The organism is Burkholderia anthina (assembly GCF_902498995.1).
In the GTDB taxonomy this organism is placed as follows: Bacteria; Pseudomonadota; Gammaproteobacteria; order Burkholderiales; family Burkholderiaceae; genus Burkholderia; species Burkholderia anthina.
Map to the genome: position 1 here is coordinate 1 of NZ_CABVLY010000027.1, position 15,230 is coordinate 15,230.

Annotated in this window: 14 protein-coding genes; 3 read left to right on the forward strand and 11 right to left on the reverse strand. The window is 67.6% G+C overall.

All coding sequences use genetic code 11. From position 1 onward, the window contains the following. Window positions 1-171: 171 nt before the first annotated feature. Genes BME24068_RS28065 through phnS form a run of 7 tightly spaced genes read right to left on the reverse strand, consistent with a single transcriptional unit; the run spans window position 172 to window position 7,463 of the window. On the reverse strand, window positions 172-723 hold the full coding sequence (locus BME24068_RS28065) for a phosphonate degradation HD-domain oxygenase (protein WP_174927993.1): 552 nt from the start codon (window positions 721-723) through the stop codon (window positions 172-174). A gap of 4 nt (window positions 724-727) precedes the next feature. Continuing rightward, on the reverse strand, window positions 728-2,179 hold the full coding sequence (gene phnY / locus BME24068_RS28070; RefSeq protein ID WP_239008071.1) for a phosphonoacetaldehyde dehydrogenase: 1,452 nt from the start codon (window positions 2,177-2,179) through the stop codon (window positions 728-730). Then, window positions 2,179-3,489: a phosphonoacetate hydrolase gene (gene phnA, locus BME24068_RS28075; RefSeq protein WP_096506642.1), complete on the reverse strand. Its 1,311-nt coding sequence runs from the start codon at window positions 3,487-3,489 to the stop codon at window positions 2,179-2,181. Before phnA ends, phnY begins: the two co-directional genes overlap by 1 nt. Beyond that, complete coding sequence (gene phnV / locus BME24068_RS28080) at window positions 3,486-4,346, reverse strand: 2-aminoethylphosphonate ABC transport system, membrane component PhnV (RefSeq protein ID WP_174927995.1); 861 nt, start codon at window positions 4,344-4,346, stop codon at window positions 3,486-3,488. Before phnV ends, phnA begins: the two co-directional genes overlap by 4 nt. Further along, window positions 4,336-5,256 (reverse strand): 2-aminoethylphosphonate ABC transporter permease subunit, encoded by a 921-nt coding sequence (locus tag BME24068_RS28085; RefSeq protein WP_174927996.1) that lies wholly within the window; start codon window positions 5,254-5,256, stop codon window positions 4,336-4,338. The genes phnV and BME24068_RS28085 overlap by 11 nt, the downstream gene beginning before the upstream one ends. Continuing rightward, window positions 5,234-6,337 carry a 2-aminoethylphosphonate ABC transport system ATP-binding subunit PhnT gene (phnT, locus tag BME24068_RS28090; protein ID WP_174927997.1) on the reverse strand — a complete coding sequence of 368 codons (1,104 nt, stop codon included), beginning with the start codon at window positions 6,335-6,337 and terminating at the stop codon, window positions 5,234-5,236. The genes BME24068_RS28085 and phnT overlap by 23 nt, the downstream gene beginning before the upstream one ends. A 34-nt stretch (window positions 6,338-6,371) precedes the next feature. Further along, window positions 6,372-7,463 carry a 2-aminoethylphosphonate ABC transporter substrate-binding protein gene (gene phnS, locus BME24068_RS28095; protein WP_096506638.1) on the reverse strand — a complete coding sequence of 364 codons (1,092 nt, stop codon included), beginning with the start codon at window positions 7,461-7,463 and terminating at the stop codon, window positions 6,372-6,374. Window positions 7,464-7,716: 253 nt separating this feature from the next. Here phnS and BME24068_RS28100 point away from each other — a divergent pair, with 253 nt between their 5' ends. Then, the gene (locus BME24068_RS28100; RefSeq protein WP_096506637.1) at window positions 7,717-8,826 is read left to right on the forward strand and encodes a 2-aminoethylphosphonate--pyruvate transaminase; all 1,110 of its coding nucleotides are present in this window, start codon (window positions 7,717-7,719) and stop codon (window positions 8,824-8,826) included. 88 nt (window positions 8,827-8,914) lie between these two features. On the opposite strand, the gene BME24068_RS28105 is transcribed toward BME24068_RS28100, so the two are convergent. From BME24068_RS28105 to aroQ, 3 genes are read right to left on the reverse strand one after another with little or no spacing between them, the layout of a single operon-like run. After that, window positions 8,915-10,264, reverse strand: coding sequence for an MFS transporter (locus tag BME24068_RS28105; protein WP_174927998.1), 1,350 nt, complete (start codon window positions 10,262-10,264; stop codon window positions 8,915-8,917). Window positions 10,265-10,300: 36 nt separating this feature from the next. Then, a complete protein-coding gene (locus BME24068_RS28110; protein ID WP_174927999.1) occupies window positions 10,301-11,155 on the reverse strand; it encodes a shikimate dehydrogenase in 855 nt (284 codons plus the stop codon). Then, window positions 11,152-11,607 carry a type II 3-dehydroquinate dehydratase gene (gene aroQ / locus BME24068_RS28115; RefSeq protein WP_174928000.1) on the reverse strand — a complete coding sequence of 152 codons (456 nt, stop codon included), beginning with the start codon at window positions 11,605-11,607 and terminating at the stop codon, window positions 11,152-11,154. Before aroQ ends, BME24068_RS28110 begins: the two co-directional genes overlap by 4 nt. Window positions 11,608-11,863: 256 nt before the next feature. Here aroQ and BME24068_RS28120 point away from each other — a divergent pair, with 256 nt between their 5' ends. Beyond that, window positions 11,864-13,756 (forward strand): bifunctional sugar phosphate isomerase/epimerase/4-hydroxyphenylpyruvate dioxygenase family protein, encoded by a 1,893-nt coding sequence (locus BME24068_RS28120; protein WP_174928001.1) that lies wholly within the window; start codon window positions 11,864-11,866, stop codon window positions 13,754-13,756. A gap of 284 nt (window positions 13,757-14,040) precedes the next feature. Further along, the gene (locus BME24068_RS28125; RefSeq protein WP_096506632.1) at window positions 14,041-14,304 is read left to right on the forward strand and encodes a hypothetical protein; all 264 of its coding nucleotides are present in this window, start codon (window positions 14,041-14,043) and stop codon (window positions 14,302-14,304) included. A gap of 69 nt (window positions 14,305-14,373) precedes the next feature. Here the strand turns inward: BME24068_RS28125 and BME24068_RS28130 are convergent, their stop codons facing one another. Then, the gene (locus tag BME24068_RS28130) at window positions 14,374-15,168 is read right to left on the reverse strand and encodes an AraC family transcriptional regulator (RefSeq protein ID WP_174928002.1); all 795 of its coding nucleotides are present in this window, start codon (window positions 15,166-15,168) and stop codon (window positions 14,374-14,376) included. Window positions 15,169-15,230 lie beyond the last annotated feature (62 nt).

Consider the following 15,230-nt stretch of genomic DNA (forward strand, 5'->3'; position numbering starts at 1 on the left):
CCTCAACAACACCGCTTCCCTTCCTTCCTCTCCCGCGCTGCGTTTCCGTTAGCGCGAAAGAGGCGTGATTCTAAGCAGTCGCCGCCGAGCGCGCAAGGGGTTTCTCGAAAAAATTCAAGGCCCCGCACGCTGCCGCGTGCGGGGCCTCGAAAAATAGAGATAACCGAATCGTCAGGCCACGCGAACCTGGCGCGCGACTATCTCCATATAGTGATCGAGACTCGGCGTCGCCTTGCCTGCTTCCTTGGCCGTATCGTCCCAGCGGCGCAGACGCAGCGCATCCTCCGCGAACGGGCGCTGCAGGAATGCCGCCGTCTCCTCTTCACTGAAGATGCCGCCCTGCAGCCCGAGACTGCGCACCGAGTCCGGCGACAAGCTCTCGAAGTAGCCGGCGTCCGTCCGGCACAGGCACCGCTTCGCATCGACGTGCAGCCGGATCGGCTCCAGCACCGCATCGGTGAACAACGGTCGCAGGAACGGCAGCACGTAATACTGATGTAGGTCGTCGATTCCGCGGGCGCTCGGCGTCTCGCCCTGCCGGTTCAGCAGATGCCCGAGGTCGTGCAGGAATGCCGCCGCGACCAGCGCTTCGTCGGCGCCCGCTTCTTCCGCCAGCAAGCCGCTCTGCAACGCATGTTCCAGCTGCGTGACCGGTTCGCCGCTATAGGCGACGTGGCCGTGCTCGCGATACAACCCGTGAATCTCTTCGACAGTCAATGCCATCCGCTTACTCCCAAGGCAGCGAAAACGTCTTCAGGTTCGTGAAGCTCTTCATCGCTTCCTGAACGCCTTCCTTATAACCAAGCCCCGAATCCTTGATCCCGCCGAACGGCGACAGCTCGATCCGGTATCCAGGCACTTCCCAGACGTTCACCGTGCCGACGTTCAGCTCGTTCACGAATCGCACGACCGCGGCCGTGCTGTCCGTGCAGAGCCCCGACGACAGCCCGAACGCCGTCCCGTTGCTGATCCGGATCGCGTCGTCGATCGTGTCGAACGCGATCACGGGCGATACCGGGCCAAAGGTCTCCTCGCGCACGATCGTCATCGACGGATCGACGTTGTCGAGCACGGTCGGCGCATAGAGCGCGCCGCGCCGCACGTTGCCGGTCAGCAGGCGCGCGCCCTGCGCGACCGCCTCGTTCACCCGCGCCTCGAACAGCCGCGCCGCCGCGGCGTCGATCACCGTGCCCATCTCGTTCGCGGGATCGAACGGATCGCCGTACGTCCAGGCGCGCGTCTTCTCGACGAGCAGCTCGGTGAATGCCGGCGCAATCGAGCGCTGCACCAGCATCCGCTTGACGGCCGTGCAGCGCTGGCCCGAATTCCGGTACGAACCGAACACGGCCAGCGACGTCGCCCGCTCGAGATCGGCATCGTCGAGCACGATCAGCGGATCGTTGCCGCCCAGCTCAAGCACGATGCGCCGGTAGCCGGCCCGAGCGGCGATCGCCTTGCCGATCGACACGCCGCCCGTAAAGGTAATCAGCGACGCATGCGGATGCGTGACGAGTTCGTCCGCGATTTCGCGCGGATCGCCGGTCAACACCTGCAGCATCGGCTCGGGCAAGCCGGCCTCGTAGAGCAGGTCCGCCAGATAGAACGCCGACAGCGGCACCTTCTCGGACGGCTTCACGATCACCCGGTTGTTGGTCGCGATCGCCGGCGCGATCTTGTGCGCAACCTGGTTCATCGGATGGTTGAACGGCGTGATCGCGACGATCACGCCGTCGAGCGGCTGCCGCTGCGAGAACACGCGGCGCGCCTTGCCGTGAGGCGTCAGGTCGCACGAGAAGCTCTGCGCGTCGTCGCGCAGCGCTTCGACCGACGCGAACTTCAGCACGTCGGCAACGCGGCCGATTTCGTAGCGCGAATCCCGTTTCGACAACCCCGATTCGAGCGTGATCAGATCCGATGCTTCCTCGGTACGCTCGCGCAGCAGCGCGGCCGCGCGCTCGAGGATCTGCGAACGTTCGTAGCGCGTGAGCGTCGGCCGGTACGCCATCGCGTAGTCGAACGCGGCGCGCACGTCGTCGACGCTCGCCAGCGGCGCCGTTCCGACACGCGTGCCGGTATACGGATCGGTGACGTCGAACACGCGCTCGCGCGTCGCGCGCGTGCCGCACCAGCGCAGCGCCTCGGCGCGAAACGCGGGGTGATCCTGTCGGGGATGAGCCATCACGATGGGATCCGGTTCAGCACGAAATCGAAAACGTCGAAGTTGCGCGGACGACGCGCAGGGTCGTCCCGCTCGATCCGGCGGTTGAACAGCAACGGCACTTCCTGCTCGGACACGCCGCCGTGCGAACGCAGCGGGACGGTCAGGCCGGACAGATCGTGTTCGCGCTCGCGCGTGCCGAGCGTCATGTCGCGCCGCGCGATCACGACGAGGTCGCCGATCCGGTCGGACGGCAACTCGAAGCGCGCGGCCGCTTCCGCGTTGTCGAGCACGAGTTCGACGCCGTCGAGCCCGCCCACGCGCCACATCGCGTCAGCCCGGTCGACGCCGGGCGCCAGGTACACGGTGGCGAACGAGCCAAGCGCGCCGTGGTGCACGACGTACGGGTCGGTGATCGGCAGGATCACGCGCGCGGCCTGCGCGCCATACCAGCCGTCGAACGCATCCTGCAGATAGATCACGTTCGGGCGGCCCGTCGCAGGATCGTGCTTCGCGTTCATCCCGTGATCGGCAGTCAGCCCGATCGCCCAGCCGAGCGCGTCGAGTTGCGCGAGGTAACCGTCCATCATCGCGTAGAACGCGTTCGCGCCGGCGCTGCCCGGTTCGCACTTGTGCTGCACGTAGTCGGTGGTCGACAGGTACATCAGATCGACCTGACGCGTCTGCGCGAGCCGCACGCCGGCCGCGAACACGAATTCCGACAACGCGGCGCTGTATACGTCCGGCGACGGCAGTCCGACCCAGTCGAGCACGTCGACGATCCCGTTTTCCGCGAGGTTCGCCTGCGCGGCCTTCTCCGCGGAGAAACAGATGCCTTTCATCTGCCAGCCGAGCAATCGGCGCAGCTTGTCCTTCGCGGTGACCACCGCGACCCGCGCACCGGCGCCGGACGCCGCCGCGAGCAGCGTGCCGGCCCGCAGGTAGGCCGGGTCGTTCATCATCACTTCGGCGCCGCGACCGCCGTCGGCGGCCGGATCCCAGAAGTAGTTGCCGCAGATCCCGTGGACCGACGGCGGCACGCCGCAGACGATCGACAGGTTGTTCGGGTTGGTGAAGGTCGGCACGACGCAGTCCGCGCGCCACGCGGTGCCTTCCGCGATCATCCGGCCGATGAACGGCGCGACGCCTGCTTCCACCGCACGTTCGAGATAGTCGTACTCGCAGCCGTCGACGCAGACGACGACGGTCGGTTCGACCGGCAGGCGGTAGCGCCGGCCGTTCACGTCGACGGAACGTCCCGCGAGATCCGTCGACGCCTTGCCCGTAGCGGCTTGCTCGCCGGGCTGCCGCAATGCGAACGCGGCGTTCATGATGCCGCCCGCTTGCCGCGCGGCACGCGCGCAGCGATCAGCAGCAGCGCCGCGAGCGACGCGCCGAGCATCAGCAGCGACAGCGCCGATGCGGGCAGGTAATAGCCGCGCTCCACCTGGCCGATCACGACGATCGGCACGGTCGCGAAACCGGGCGGATAAACGGTCAGCGTCGCACCGAGTTCGCCGAGCGACAGCGCGAAACCGAGCGCGAGGCTCGCGCGTAGCGCCGGCACGAGCTGCGGCAGCAGCACGCGGCGCAGCACCATCGCGGGCGGCGCACCGAGGCTCGCCGCGGCTTCGCGCAGCACGGTCAGCTCGGGACGCAGCGCGGCGGCCGCGCACCGATAGCAGAACGGCAGGATCAGCGCGAGCTGCACGAGCACGACGATCGCCGCCGAGCTCGACAGATCGAGCGGCTTCTGGTGATACGCGATCAGCACCGCGAGCCCGAGCACGACGCTCGGCACGCCGTTCGGCACCATCACGAGCGCGTCGACGACCGCACCGAGGCCGCGCCGGTCGCGCCCTTCGAGCGCAAGCGCGAGCCACAGCCCGAGGATCGTGCCGATCGCCGACACGCCGAAGCCGATTTCGAGGCTCGTCAGCAGCGCATCGTATTCCGGCGACCCGAGCCGTTCGAACCAGCGCAGGCTGTAGCCGGCCGGCAGGATCGTGCCCGACCATTGCGTCGATACGCTCGACAGCGCGACCACCACCACCGGCAGCACGAACAGCCAGAAGCACGCGAACGCGGCCAGCGCGAGCGCCGCACGCGACGCATGCTTGAGCAGCGTGTCGCCCCAGCCGATCTGGCGGCGCGGCACGGCTTGCCCGATACGGAATTCAGCGGACATCGTTCCCTCCCGTCGCACGCCGGTTCACCCGGCGATAAACCGCATACAGCGCCAGCGACAGCGCCAGCATCACGACCGCGCCAGCCGACGCGGTCGGCAGATCCAGGTCGACGGTCGCGCTGCTGTAGATCGCGACCGGCAGCGTCACGAGCCGCGCGCTGCCGAGCACGAGCAGGATCCCGAACTCGTTGAGCGTCAGCAGGAAGCACAGCACGGCGCCGGCGGCGATGCCCGGCCACGCGATCGGCAGCACGACGCGGCGCGCGAGCATCCAGCCGGACGCGCCGAGGCTGCGCGCCGCTTCGATCAGGCGCAGGTCGAGCGTCGCGAACGACGCGAGCGTCGGCCGCACGACGAACGGCGTGTAGAACACGGTCTGCGCGAGAATCACGCCGCCGATGCCGAACAGGAAGTCGAGCGGCGGATTCTCGAGATGGAACAGGTGCTGCAGCCCGATGCTGATCGAGCCTTGCGAGCCGTACAGGAAGATCAGCGTGAACGCGACGAGGAACGACGGGAACGCGACGTACAGTTCGAGGAAGCGCGTGACGAGCGACGCGCCCGGAAACGGCTTGAAGAACAGCAGCGCGGCGAGCAGCACGCCGAGCACCGACGCGGTGCCGGCGCTCGCGAACAGCACGCCGATCGTCGTCAGCAGCACGTTGCGCGTATCGGGATTGCCGAAGAACGTCCGGTACGCGGCGAAACTCAGCCCGTGATCGCCCGACACGCTCAGCAGCACGAGCCGGATCAGCGGATAGACGACGAGCGGGCCCAGCACGACGATCGCGAGTGCGGCCAGGTGCAGGTCGCCCATGCGCTTGCGGCGCCGCGCGACGGCGGCGTGCGCCGCGGCCGACGCGAGCACGTGCGGCGGCAGGCCGGCTTCAGGGCTCGATAAGGACGACATCGTCTGCCTCGCAATGCAGGGAAACGCGCGCACCGCGCTCGGGAGCCTCGCCGCGGCCGCGTTGCATCGTGACGCGCACGGGTTCGCCGGGCGCCGCGTCGATCACGACCGAGATCGACAGATCCGCGCCTTGCCACTCGACGGACGACACCGTGCCGTGCAGGCCGCCGGCCGCCGGCGGCATGACGGTCAGGCGCTCGGGGCGCACGCATGCCACCTTGTCGCGCACCTCGTGGCGCGGATCGCCGAGCGGGAAAATCACGCGCGGCGGCAACAGGTTGGCCGGGCCGAGATAGCGCGCGACGTAGCCGTCCTGAGGCGCGTCGTACAGCTGCTGCGGCGTGCCGAGCTGCGCGATGTGACCGTCGCGCATCAGCAGCGCGCGGTCGGACAGCACGAGCGCGTCGTCGCGATCGTGCGTCACGCAGACGACGGTCAGGTTCGGCAGGCGCTCGTGCAGCGCCTTCAGTTCGCTGCGCACGGATGCGCGCAGGTTGGCGTCGAGCGCCGACAGCGGCTCGTCGAGCAGCAGCACGTCCGGCTCGATCACGAGCGCGCGGGCCAGCGCAACGCGCTGCTGCATCCCGCCCGACAACTGCGCGGGCAGGTGGTGGCCGGCATCGCCGAGCTGCACGAGCTTCAGCGCGTCGGCGACGCGGCGCGTCACTTCCGACGAGGCCATGCCGCGGGCGCGCAGCCCGAAGGCGACGTTCTCGAACACCGACAGGTGCGGGAACAGCGCGTAATTCTGGAACAACAGACCGAGATTGCGCTTGTGCGGCGGCGCATAGGTCAGGTCGCGTCCGGCCACGGTCAGCGTGCCGGTCAGGCCGTCGGCCTTCACGAACCCGGCGATGAAGCGCAGCAGCGTGGTCTTGCCGCAGCCGCTCTTGCCGAGCACGGTCAAAAATTCACCGGCGCCGATCGACAGCGACAGATCTTCCAGCACCGTGCGTGCGCCGTAGCGCACGCTCAGGTGTTCGATCTGCACGCCGCCCGGCGCGCCGGACCGCAGCGTTGCATGCGGCTCGGCGGCGCCGAATGCGCCGGGATGGGTCAGGGTGGTTTCCACCGGGTTCATCCTCTCGCTCACTATTACAGGCGGCGTACGCCGATCACTTCGGCTTGACGACGTCGAGCTGCTTGCCCGAGCTGCCGATCACGTCCTTCTTCCAGCGCTCGATCCACTCCGGCTTCTTCGCCATCACCTGGTTCCAGTCGACCGGGATCAGCTTCACGCCCGCGATCGCCTTCTTCACCGCTTCGCCGTTCTTGCCGGTCAGCGGCACGTCGGTGCGGCCCGGGATGCCGTACATGTCCGGCACCTTCGACTGCACTTCCGTCGACATCAGGTAGTCGATCAGCTTCTTGCCGGCGTCCTGGTTCGGGCCGCTCTTGATCAGGCCGATGCCGTACGGCAGCTGGAACGTGGTCGGCTGGTCGCCGGCCTTCGCGGCCAGGAAGATCGGCTTGACGGACAGCGCGCCATGCTCGGCGTCGTCGAGGTCCATCTGCAGGTCGCCGTTCGCGACGCTGATCTCGTTACGCGACAGCAGCACGTTCAGGTAGCCGGTGCCCTTGGTGTGGAACTTCACGCTCTGCGAAAGCTTCGCGAGATAGTCGAACGCCTTGTCCTCGCCCATCAGCGTGGTCGTCAGGATCAGCACGGCCATCCCGTCGCCGGCGGTGGCCGGGTTCGAATACGCGACCTTGCCGGCATAGCTCGGCGACAGCAGGTCGGCGAACGTCTTCGGCTGGTTCTTCACGACGTCCGGGTTGATCGCGAACGAGAAATAGTTGTTCACGAACGTGGCCCACGTGCCGTCTTCCGCCTTCGCGATCGCCGGCACGTTCTTGTAGTTCACGCTCTGGTACGGCTGCAGCAGGCCCATCTGGCCGGCTTGCTGGATGAACGGCGGCAGCGTGACGATCACGTCCGCCTTCGGCGAATTCTTTTCGATGTTCGCGCGGTTGACGACTTCGCCGCTACCCGCCGTCACGATGTTGACCTTGACGCCTTCCTTCTTCTCGAATGCCGGCAGCACGTCGCGATACAGGTTCTCGAGACCGTCCGCCGTATACAGCACGACCGCGTTTGCCGCATGCGCGGGCATCGCCACGCCTTGCAGCAGACCGGCGGCGCAGGCGGCCAGCGCGAGCTTGCGGAACGCGCCGGCAGCGGCGCGCGAGGAATTCTGCAGTGTCATCTCACTTCTCCGTAGGCGGAACACCAAGCGGCCGGGGCACGATCCGGCTCTTTCAGTCGGGCAGGCCGACAACCGGCCGGCCTCGCTGCCGCGCTGCAGGTGGTTTCGCGCGGCAACCGAAGGATCACAGCGTTCGATGACAAACCCGTGACGAGTGCCACAATTTCCAAAAAATGACACATTTTGCCAATATCATGCAAGTCATTCAGAAATGCCGACCGGCGTTTCGTCCGACCATTGCTGGAGAAAAACCATGTCCGACCCGATTCTGCTCACGCCCGGCCCACTCACCACCTCCGCCACAACACGCCACGCAATGCAACATGACTGGGGCTCGTGGGACGCCTCGTTCAACGCGTTGACCGCCAGCGTCTGCGCGGATCTCGTCGCGATCGCGCGCGGCGGCGACGAGTACGCATGCGTACCGATGCAGGGCAGCGGCACGTTCTCGGTCGAAGCCGCGCTCGGCACGCTGGTGCCGCGCGACGGCGTCGTGCTCGTGCCCGACAACGGCGCGTATTGCGCGCGCATCCTGAAGATCCTCGGCCGGCTCGGCATCGACGCGATCGCGCTGCCGTTCGGCGAGGACGCGGCCGTCGACCCGGCGGCCGTCGAAGCGGCGTTCGCGCGCGAGCCGCGCATCACGCACGTCGCGCTCGTGCACCTGGAAACGAGCGCCGGAATCCTGAATCCGCTCGACGCGATCGCGGCCGTGTGCCGGCGGCACGGCAAGCGGCTGATCGTCGACGCGATGAGTTCGTTCGGCGCGCTGCCGATCGCGCTGGCGGACAGCGGGATCGACGCGCTGATTTCGGCAAGCGGCAAATGTCTGGAAGGCGTGCCGGGGATGGGGTTCGCGATCGTGCGGCGCGACGCGCTCGACGCCTGCGCAGGCAACTCGCCGTCGCTCGCGCTCGATCTTCACGACCAGTACGCGTATCTGCGCAAGACGGGCCAGTGGCGCTTCACGCCGCCGACGCACGTGATCGCCGCGCTGCGCGCCGCGCTCGACCAGTACCTCGCCGAAGGCGGCCAGCCGGCGCGCGGCGCGCGTTATGCGGAGAATTGCCGGACACTGGTCGAATCGATGCGCGCACTCGGCTTCGCGCCGTTCCTCGACGCGAGCGTGCAGGCGCCGGTGATCGTCACGTTCCACGCGCCCGACCATCCGGCCTACGATTTCCGCCGCTTCTACGACGCGGTGCGCGACGCGGGCTTCATCCTGTATCCGGGCAAGCTGACGCAACTCGAGACGTTCCGCGTCGGCTGCATCGGCGCGATCGATGCCGGCGACATCCGGCGCGCGGTGGCGGCGATCGCGCAGGCGGTCGAATCGCTCGGGATTGCCGTGCAGCGCGCGTGATGCTCGCGCCGGCCGGGCGCGCAAACAAAAAAGCCCGGCGGCCTTCGAGGCCGCCGGGCGAACGCACCGGGAGTGCGTGGAGCCGTGCTTACAGTTCGATCCGCCTGATGTCGCCGACGACGAAGATGTACGACAGCGCGCCGATCAGCGCGATCACGCCGATGAACACGAGCGCGCCGACGAACGACCCGGTCGATGCAACGATGAAGCCGACGGCGAGCGGCGTCACGATCCCCGCGAGGTTCGCCGCCAGGTTGAAGATGCCGCCCGTCACGCCGAGCAGGCCGTCCGGCGCGATGTCCGACACGAGGGTCCAGCCGAGCGCGGCCATCCCCTGCGCGAAGAAGGCGACCGACATGATCGCGATCACGGCCTCATTGCTCTGCACGTAGTTCGCGAGAATGATCGTCGAAGCCAGCAGCAGGCCCGCGATGATCGGCAGCTTGCGCGCGATGTTCGCCGACTTGCCGCGACGCAGCAGCCAGTCGGAGAAGATCCCGCCGAACATCACGCCGACCGACGCGGCGATGAACGGCATCACGGCGAAGAAGCCGATCTTCAGCCAGCCCATGTGGCGTTCGGTTGCAAGATAGGTCGGAAACCAGGTCAGGAAGAACACGAGCGTCGAGTTGCCGGCGAACTGGCCGAGGCAGATGCCCGCGAGCTGGCGCTTCTTCAGCAGCCGGCCGGCCATCGACCAGCTGAACTGCTTCTGCGCGCCCTTGCCGCCCTTTTCAGCCGCACCGCCCTTGCGTGCGCCGTGCACGAGACCGCCGCCCGCTTCGATGTACGCGAGCTCCTCGGCATTCGCGCCCGGATGGTTGCGCGGCTCGTGATAGAACTTCCACCAGACGAGGCCGAACACGATGCCGACCGCGCCAACGACCCAGAACAGCGAGCGCCAGCCGAACGCGCCCATCAGCGCGAACAGCACGGGGCTGAAGAACGCGAGGCCGATGTATTCGCCGACGGTATAGGTGCCCGTCGCCATCGCGCGCTCGCTCTGCGGAAACCACGTCGCGACGACGCGGCTGTTGGTCGGGAAGCACGGCGCCTCCGCGACGCCGAGGCCGAGCCGGCACGCGAGCAGCGTCCCGACGCCGGGCACGAAGCCCTGCAGGAACGTGCACAGCGACCACAGCGTCATCGACCAGTAATAGGTGACCTTGCTGCCCAGGCGGTCGAGAAAGAGACCGCCCGGCACCTGCGCCGCGACATACGTCCACGAGAACGCGGAGAACATGACGCCCATCACCGCCGCATTGATGCCGAGCTCCTTGGTGAGCTGCGGCGCAGCGACCCCCAGCACGGTCCGGTCGAGATAGTTGATCATCGTGCCGATCGCGAGCAGCGCGAGAATCTTGTAGCGCGCCGACGTTCGCCGGACCGTGCCGGCCGCCTGCGCGGGTGCGGCGTTCGTGGGAGTGGTGTGCTGCATGGTCGTCTCCTGGTCTCTTTTTGCGTATCGATGGGGTCAGCGCGCGACGAGCGACTGAAAGTGGTCGAACATCCGCTCGGCGTCCGGCGTGCGTCCGGTAAAGATCTCGAATGCGTCGACCGCCTGATACACGGCCATCCCGCCGCCCGGCAGCGTCGCGCAGCCGGCCGCGCGCGCGGCATGGATCAGTTCGGTTTCGAGCGGGAAATACACGATGTCGGCCACCCACATCCCCGCGTGGAGCAGCTCGGCCGGCAACGGCAGGCCGGGGTGCTTCGCCATGCCGGTCGGCGTCGCGTGGATCAGGCCCGTGGCCGCCTGCATCGCGGCCGCGAGATCGCCGCCCGGCGTGACGCGCGCCGCGGGAAAGCGCTGCTGCAGCTCGGCCGCGAGGCCGGCGGCGCGCGTACCGTCGACGTCGAAAACCGTCAGCTCGGCCGCGCCCATCTGCAGCGCGGCATGCGCGACGGCGGCACCCGCGCCGCCCGCGCCGAGCTGGACCACGCGTTCGAGCGACGCACCGGGCAGCCCGCGGCGGAACGATTTCGCGAAGCCCGACCAGTCGGTGTTGTAGCCGATCCGCTTGCCGTCCTTGAACAGCACGGTGTTCACCGCGCCGAGCGCGCGCGCGTCGTCCGACAGCGCGTCGAGGTGCTCGATCACGCGCTGCTTGCACGGATGCGTGATGTTCAGCCCGGTGTAACCCATCCGCTGCGCGGCATCGAGCAATTGCGGCAGTGCGTCGACGGTCAGGCCGAGCGCGTCGAGATCGATGCGCCGGTAGACGTAGCCGAATCCCTGGCGGAATCCTTCTTCCTCATGCATCGCGGGCGACAACGAGCCGCCGATACCCTGGCCGATCAGGCCGATCAGAAAGGACGGGCGGCTCATCGTGCGGCTCCTCGGGCAAACAGGGCCGACAGGCGCTGCAGCGCAAACAGGTAGCCGTCGGTACCGCAGCCGCAGATCACGGCTTCGGCGACCGCCGATACGTACGAGTGGTGACGGAACGCCTCGCGGCGATGCACGTTCGAGATATGCACCTCGATCACGGGCTTCGCGATCGCGGAAAGCGCGTCGGCCAGCGCGACCGACGTGTGCGTGTAGGCAGCCGGGTTGATCACGATGCCGTGGGTGCCGTGGCGCGCGGCATGCAGCCAGTCGATCAGCTGGTGCTCGGCGTTCGACTGGCGGAAGTCGACCTCCAGCCCGAGCCCCTCGGCCGCCGCATGGCAGCGCTGCTCGACGTCGGCCAGCGTTTCCGCGCCGTAGATATGGGGCTCGCGGGTCCCCAGAAGATTGAGGTTCGGGCCGTTCAGCACCAGCACCTTGTACTTGCTCATGACGATTCTGCTCCAAAAACAGGGGCCGAACATGATCGGCTCAACCCCGTGACATCGGGAAGTGGCGCTAGTGTGCGCCGGCACGCGTACGCTGTCTTTTCGGGTTTTCGCTAATTTGTACCATCTAGTTAGTTTGTATAATTCGCCTCACTTCCCTAGTAAATTCGGGATATGGCGCTCGCCCGGAACTCAACGACTGGTTCATTCTGATCCGATTCGGCCGGCGCCGTGCCCCGCTCATCCGCAGGATTCGCCCATGCAGCGCTCGATCGCCACCGTGTCACTGTCCGGCACGCTCGCCGAAAAGCTCGCCGCCATCCAGGCCGCCGGTTTCGACGGCGTCGAAATCTTCGAGAACGACCTCGTCTACTTCGACGGATCGCCCGCCGACGTCCGGCGCATGGCCGCCGATCTCGGCCTCGACATCGTGCTGTTCCAGCCGTTTCGCGACTTCGAAGGCGTGAGCGCCGCCCAGCTCGCCCGCAATCTGGACCGCGTCCGGCGCAAGTTCGACGTGATGCACGCGCTCGGCACCGACCGCATCCTGGTGTGCAGCAACGTGTCGCCCGACACGATCGCCGACGATGCGCTGCTGGCCGACCAGCTCGGCGCGCTTGCCGAAGCGGCGCGAGAAGCCGGCGTGATCGTCGCCTACGAGGCGCTCGCGTGGGGCCGCGTCGTGAACCGGTACAGCCATGCATGGCAGCTCGTGAACGCGGTGAACAGCCCGCACCTCGGGCTCGCGCTCGACAGCTTCCATACGTTGTCGCTCGACGATTCGCCCGACGCGATCGCCGACATCCCCGGCGACCGGATCGCGTTCGTTCAGATCGCCGACGCACCGAAACTGGCGATGGACGTGCTCGAATGGAGCCGCCACTACCGCTCGTTCCCCGGCCAGGGCGACTTCGACCTCGCGCGCTTTACGGCCCGCGTGATCGAGTCCGGCTATACGGGGCCGCTGTCGCTCGAGATCTTCAACGACGGTTTCCGCGCCGCACCGACCGCGATCACGGCCGCCGACGGCCATCGTTCGTTGCTCTATCTGGAAGAACTGACGCGTGCGCGGCTCGCACAGGACGGCCGTGCGCCGGCGGCCAGCCAGCCGCTGTTCGCGCCCCCGGCACCGGCCGCGCACGTCGGATTCCAGTTCATCGAATTCGCGGTGGACACGCAGGCGGCGGCCACCGTCGGCGAATGGCTCGGCCGGATGCGCTTCCGGCTCGCGGGCCGCCATCGGTCGAAGGACGTGACGCTGTTCCAGCACGGCGCCGCGTCGATCGTGCTGAACGCCGAGCGCGACTCGTTCGCCGACGCGTTCTTCCAGCAGCACGGGCTGTCGCTGTGCGCATCGGCGTTCCGCGTCGACAACGCGAAAGTGGCGTTCGAGCGCGCGGCCGGCTTCGGCTACGCGCCGTTTTCCGGGCGCGTCGGCCCGAACGAGCGCGTGCTGCCGAGCGTGCAGGCGCCGGACGGCAGCCTCGAATATTTCGTCGACGAAGCGCCGAACGCGCCGACGCTCTATGAATCGGATTTCGTGCTGACCGACATCGACGGCCCGAGCGAGGTCGGCCCGCTGACGGGTATCGACCACGTGTGCCTCGCGCTGCCAGCCGACGCGCTCGACACGTGGATCCTGTTCTTCAAGACGGCATTCGGCTTCGAAGCCGAGCGCAGCTGGCTGGTGCCCGACCCGTACGGGCTGATGCGCAGCCGCGCGGTGCGCAGCGCGGACGGCTCGGTGCGGATCGCGCTGAATGCGTCGGTCGACCGCCATACGGCCGTCGCCGAATCGCTCGACCGCTATCACGGCACGGGGCTGAATCACGTCGCGTTCCGGACCGACGACATCGTGAAGACGATCACCGCGTTCGCCGCCGACGGCGTGCCGTTCCTGCGGATTCCGGCGAACTACTACGACGATCTCGCCGCGCGCTACGCGCTGCCGGACGAACTGATCGACACGCTGAGCACCCACCACCTGCTGTACGACCGCGACGAGCACGGCGGCGAATTCCTGCACGCGTACACGGAACTGGTCGACAACCGCTTCTCGCTCGAAATCGTCGAGCGGCGCGGCGGCTACGACGGCTACGGCGCGGCGAACGCGGCCGTGCGGCTTGCCGCGCAGGCTCAGCGCAGGAAATAAGGGAAGGAATGGTGTGTCGTTTCGGCACCGAACCGGCTGAAAAACCGGTGCGGCCCGGTGACGCACGCCGCCTCGCGCACCATCATGGTGAATGCCGGGGTTTCGCCCGCCCGGCAAGGCGCCCCGCTTGCGGCCGGAGACGGCCGCCCGGCGGGGGTTACATCCGGTAACGCTCGCCGCGGTGCAGCATCCGCGGCAGCACCGCGGTTTTAAGAATCGCTTAAGTCTTCGTCGGCACCATCCGCAACCAGTACCCGATGGATATCCCGAAATGGAGGACAGCGATGAGCGCCGTAGAAGCACCCGCGGGCCGCCCGGCCGCACCCCCTGCGAAGAAGACGATGCTGCGTCGTCTCCTCAGCCATCATGAAATCGCGACGCTGCTCGTGCTGCTGCACGCGCCGATCAGTGCGAACGCCAAACCCGAATTGCCTGCGTTGCAGGAAGCCGGCCTCGTCGAGATGATCAAGCTCGACGCCGATACGGCACCGAGCTTCCGGCTCACCGAAGACGGCACGGCCATCCTGAAAGGGCTCGGCTACCGCTGAGCCGCCGCTTTCCCGTTCCAGCCCCACCCCGATCCTTCCGACATGCCGGCGCGCGGCCGGTGCGTCGCGTCATCCCGTCCGGTCCTGCAGCATCAGCCGGTATTCGGTCGGCGTCACGCCGACCGTCGCCTTGAACTGGCGCGTAAACGCGCTGTGATCCGTATAGCCGCATAACGCCGCGACGTCCGTCACCTTGTCGTGCGTGACGAGCAGCGCCGTGGCCGCGTCGAGCCGCGTTTTCAACAGCACCTGGCGCGGCGTCAGGTGAAACACCTTGTGGAAGTAGCGTTCCAGCTGCGCAACCGACATCCCGGCCATCTGCGCGAGCTGCTTCAGGTTCAGCGGCTGAACATAGTGATCCTGGATGTGCTGGACCACGTCGGCGAGCTTGCTGTACGCCGGATGCGACCCTTCGTGCGCCTTCAGGTCGCGCGAGATGCCCGCGAGCCCGACCACCTTGCCGGCCGCGTCGCGCAGCGGCTCCTTGCAGGTCAGGCACCAGCCCGGCTGACGCCCCGGATACAGGTGCAGCTCGAGCTGGTCCATCAGTTGCTGGCCGGCGTTGATCGTCGCCATGTCCTGCTCGAAATAGGTGCGGCCGAAGCGGCGCGGAAACGCTTCGTCGGTCGTCTTGCCGAGCAGGTCGCGCTTGTCCTTGTAGCCGCAGCGCATCGCGAGCGTGCGATTGACGAGCGCGTAGCGACCGTTCGCGTCCTTCACGAAGAACGCGACGTCGGGCAGCGCGTCGAACACCGGTTCGAGCAGGCGGAAGTGCGCGAGCATCGCGCCGAAATCGGCATTGTCGGGCTGGTAGCGCAATGTGTCGGACAGGCTCATGGGCGGTACGGCAAGCAAGGTCGTCATCCCGGCATCTGCAAAGCGAATGGCTGATGGCGTCGATTATAGAAGCGCCCCCTCGAACGCGT

Excerpts from the sequence above, each read along its gene's own strand:
- phnT (WP_174927997.1), bottom strand. The coding sequence starts at position 6,337 with ATGAACCCGGTGGAAACCACCCTGACCCATCCCGGCGCATTCGGCGCC.
- BME24068_RS28100 (WP_096506637.1), top strand. The coding sequence starts at position 7,717 with ATGTCCGACCCGATTCTGCTCACGCCCGGCCCACTCACCACCTCCGCC.
- aroQ (WP_174928000.1), bottom strand. The coding sequence starts at position 11,607 with ATGAGCAAGTACAAGGTGCTGGTGCTGAACGGCCCGAACCTCAATCTT.
- BME24068_RS28120 (WP_174928001.1), top strand. The coding sequence starts at position 11,864 with ATGCAGCGCTCGATCGCCACCGTGTCACTGTCCGGCACGCTCGCCGAA.
- phnV (WP_174927995.1), bottom strand. The coding sequence starts at position 4,346 with ATGTCCGCTGAATTCCGTATCGGGCAAGCCGTGCCGCGCCGCCAGATC.
- BME24068_RS28110 (WP_174927999.1), bottom strand. The coding sequence starts at position 11,155 with ATGAGCCGCCCGTCCTTTCTGATCGGCCTGATCGGCCAGGGTATCGGC.
- BME24068_RS28065 (WP_174927993.1), bottom strand. The coding sequence starts at position 723 with ATGGCATTGACTGTCGAAGAGATTCACGGGTTGTATCGCGAGCACGGC.
- BME24068_RS28105 (WP_174927998.1), bottom strand. The coding sequence starts at position 10,264 with ATGCAGCACACCACTCCCACGAACGCCGCACCCGCGCAGGCGGCCGGC.
- BME24068_RS28125 (WP_096506632.1), top strand. The coding sequence starts at position 14,041 with ATGAGCGCCGTAGAAGCACCCGCGGGCCGCCCGGCCGCACCCCCTGCG.
- phnA (WP_096506642.1), bottom strand. The coding sequence starts at position 3,489 with ATGAACGCCGCGTTCGCATTGCGGCAGCCCGGCGAGCAAGCCGCTACG.
- BME24068_RS28085 (WP_174927996.1), bottom strand. The coding sequence starts at position 5,256 with ATGTCGTCCTTATCGAGCCCTGAAGCCGGCCTGCCGCCGCACGTGCTC.
- phnY (WP_239008071.1), bottom strand. The coding sequence starts at position 2,179 with ATGGCTCATCCCCGACAGGATCACCCCGCGTTTCGCGCCGAGGCGCTG.
- BME24068_RS28130 (WP_174928002.1), bottom strand. The coding sequence starts at position 15,168 with ATGACGACCTTGCTTGCCGTACCGCCCATGAGCCTGTCCGACACATTG.
- phnS (WP_096506638.1), bottom strand. The coding sequence starts at position 7,463 with ATGACACTGCAGAATTCCTCGCGCGCCGCTGCCGGCGCGTTCCGCAAG.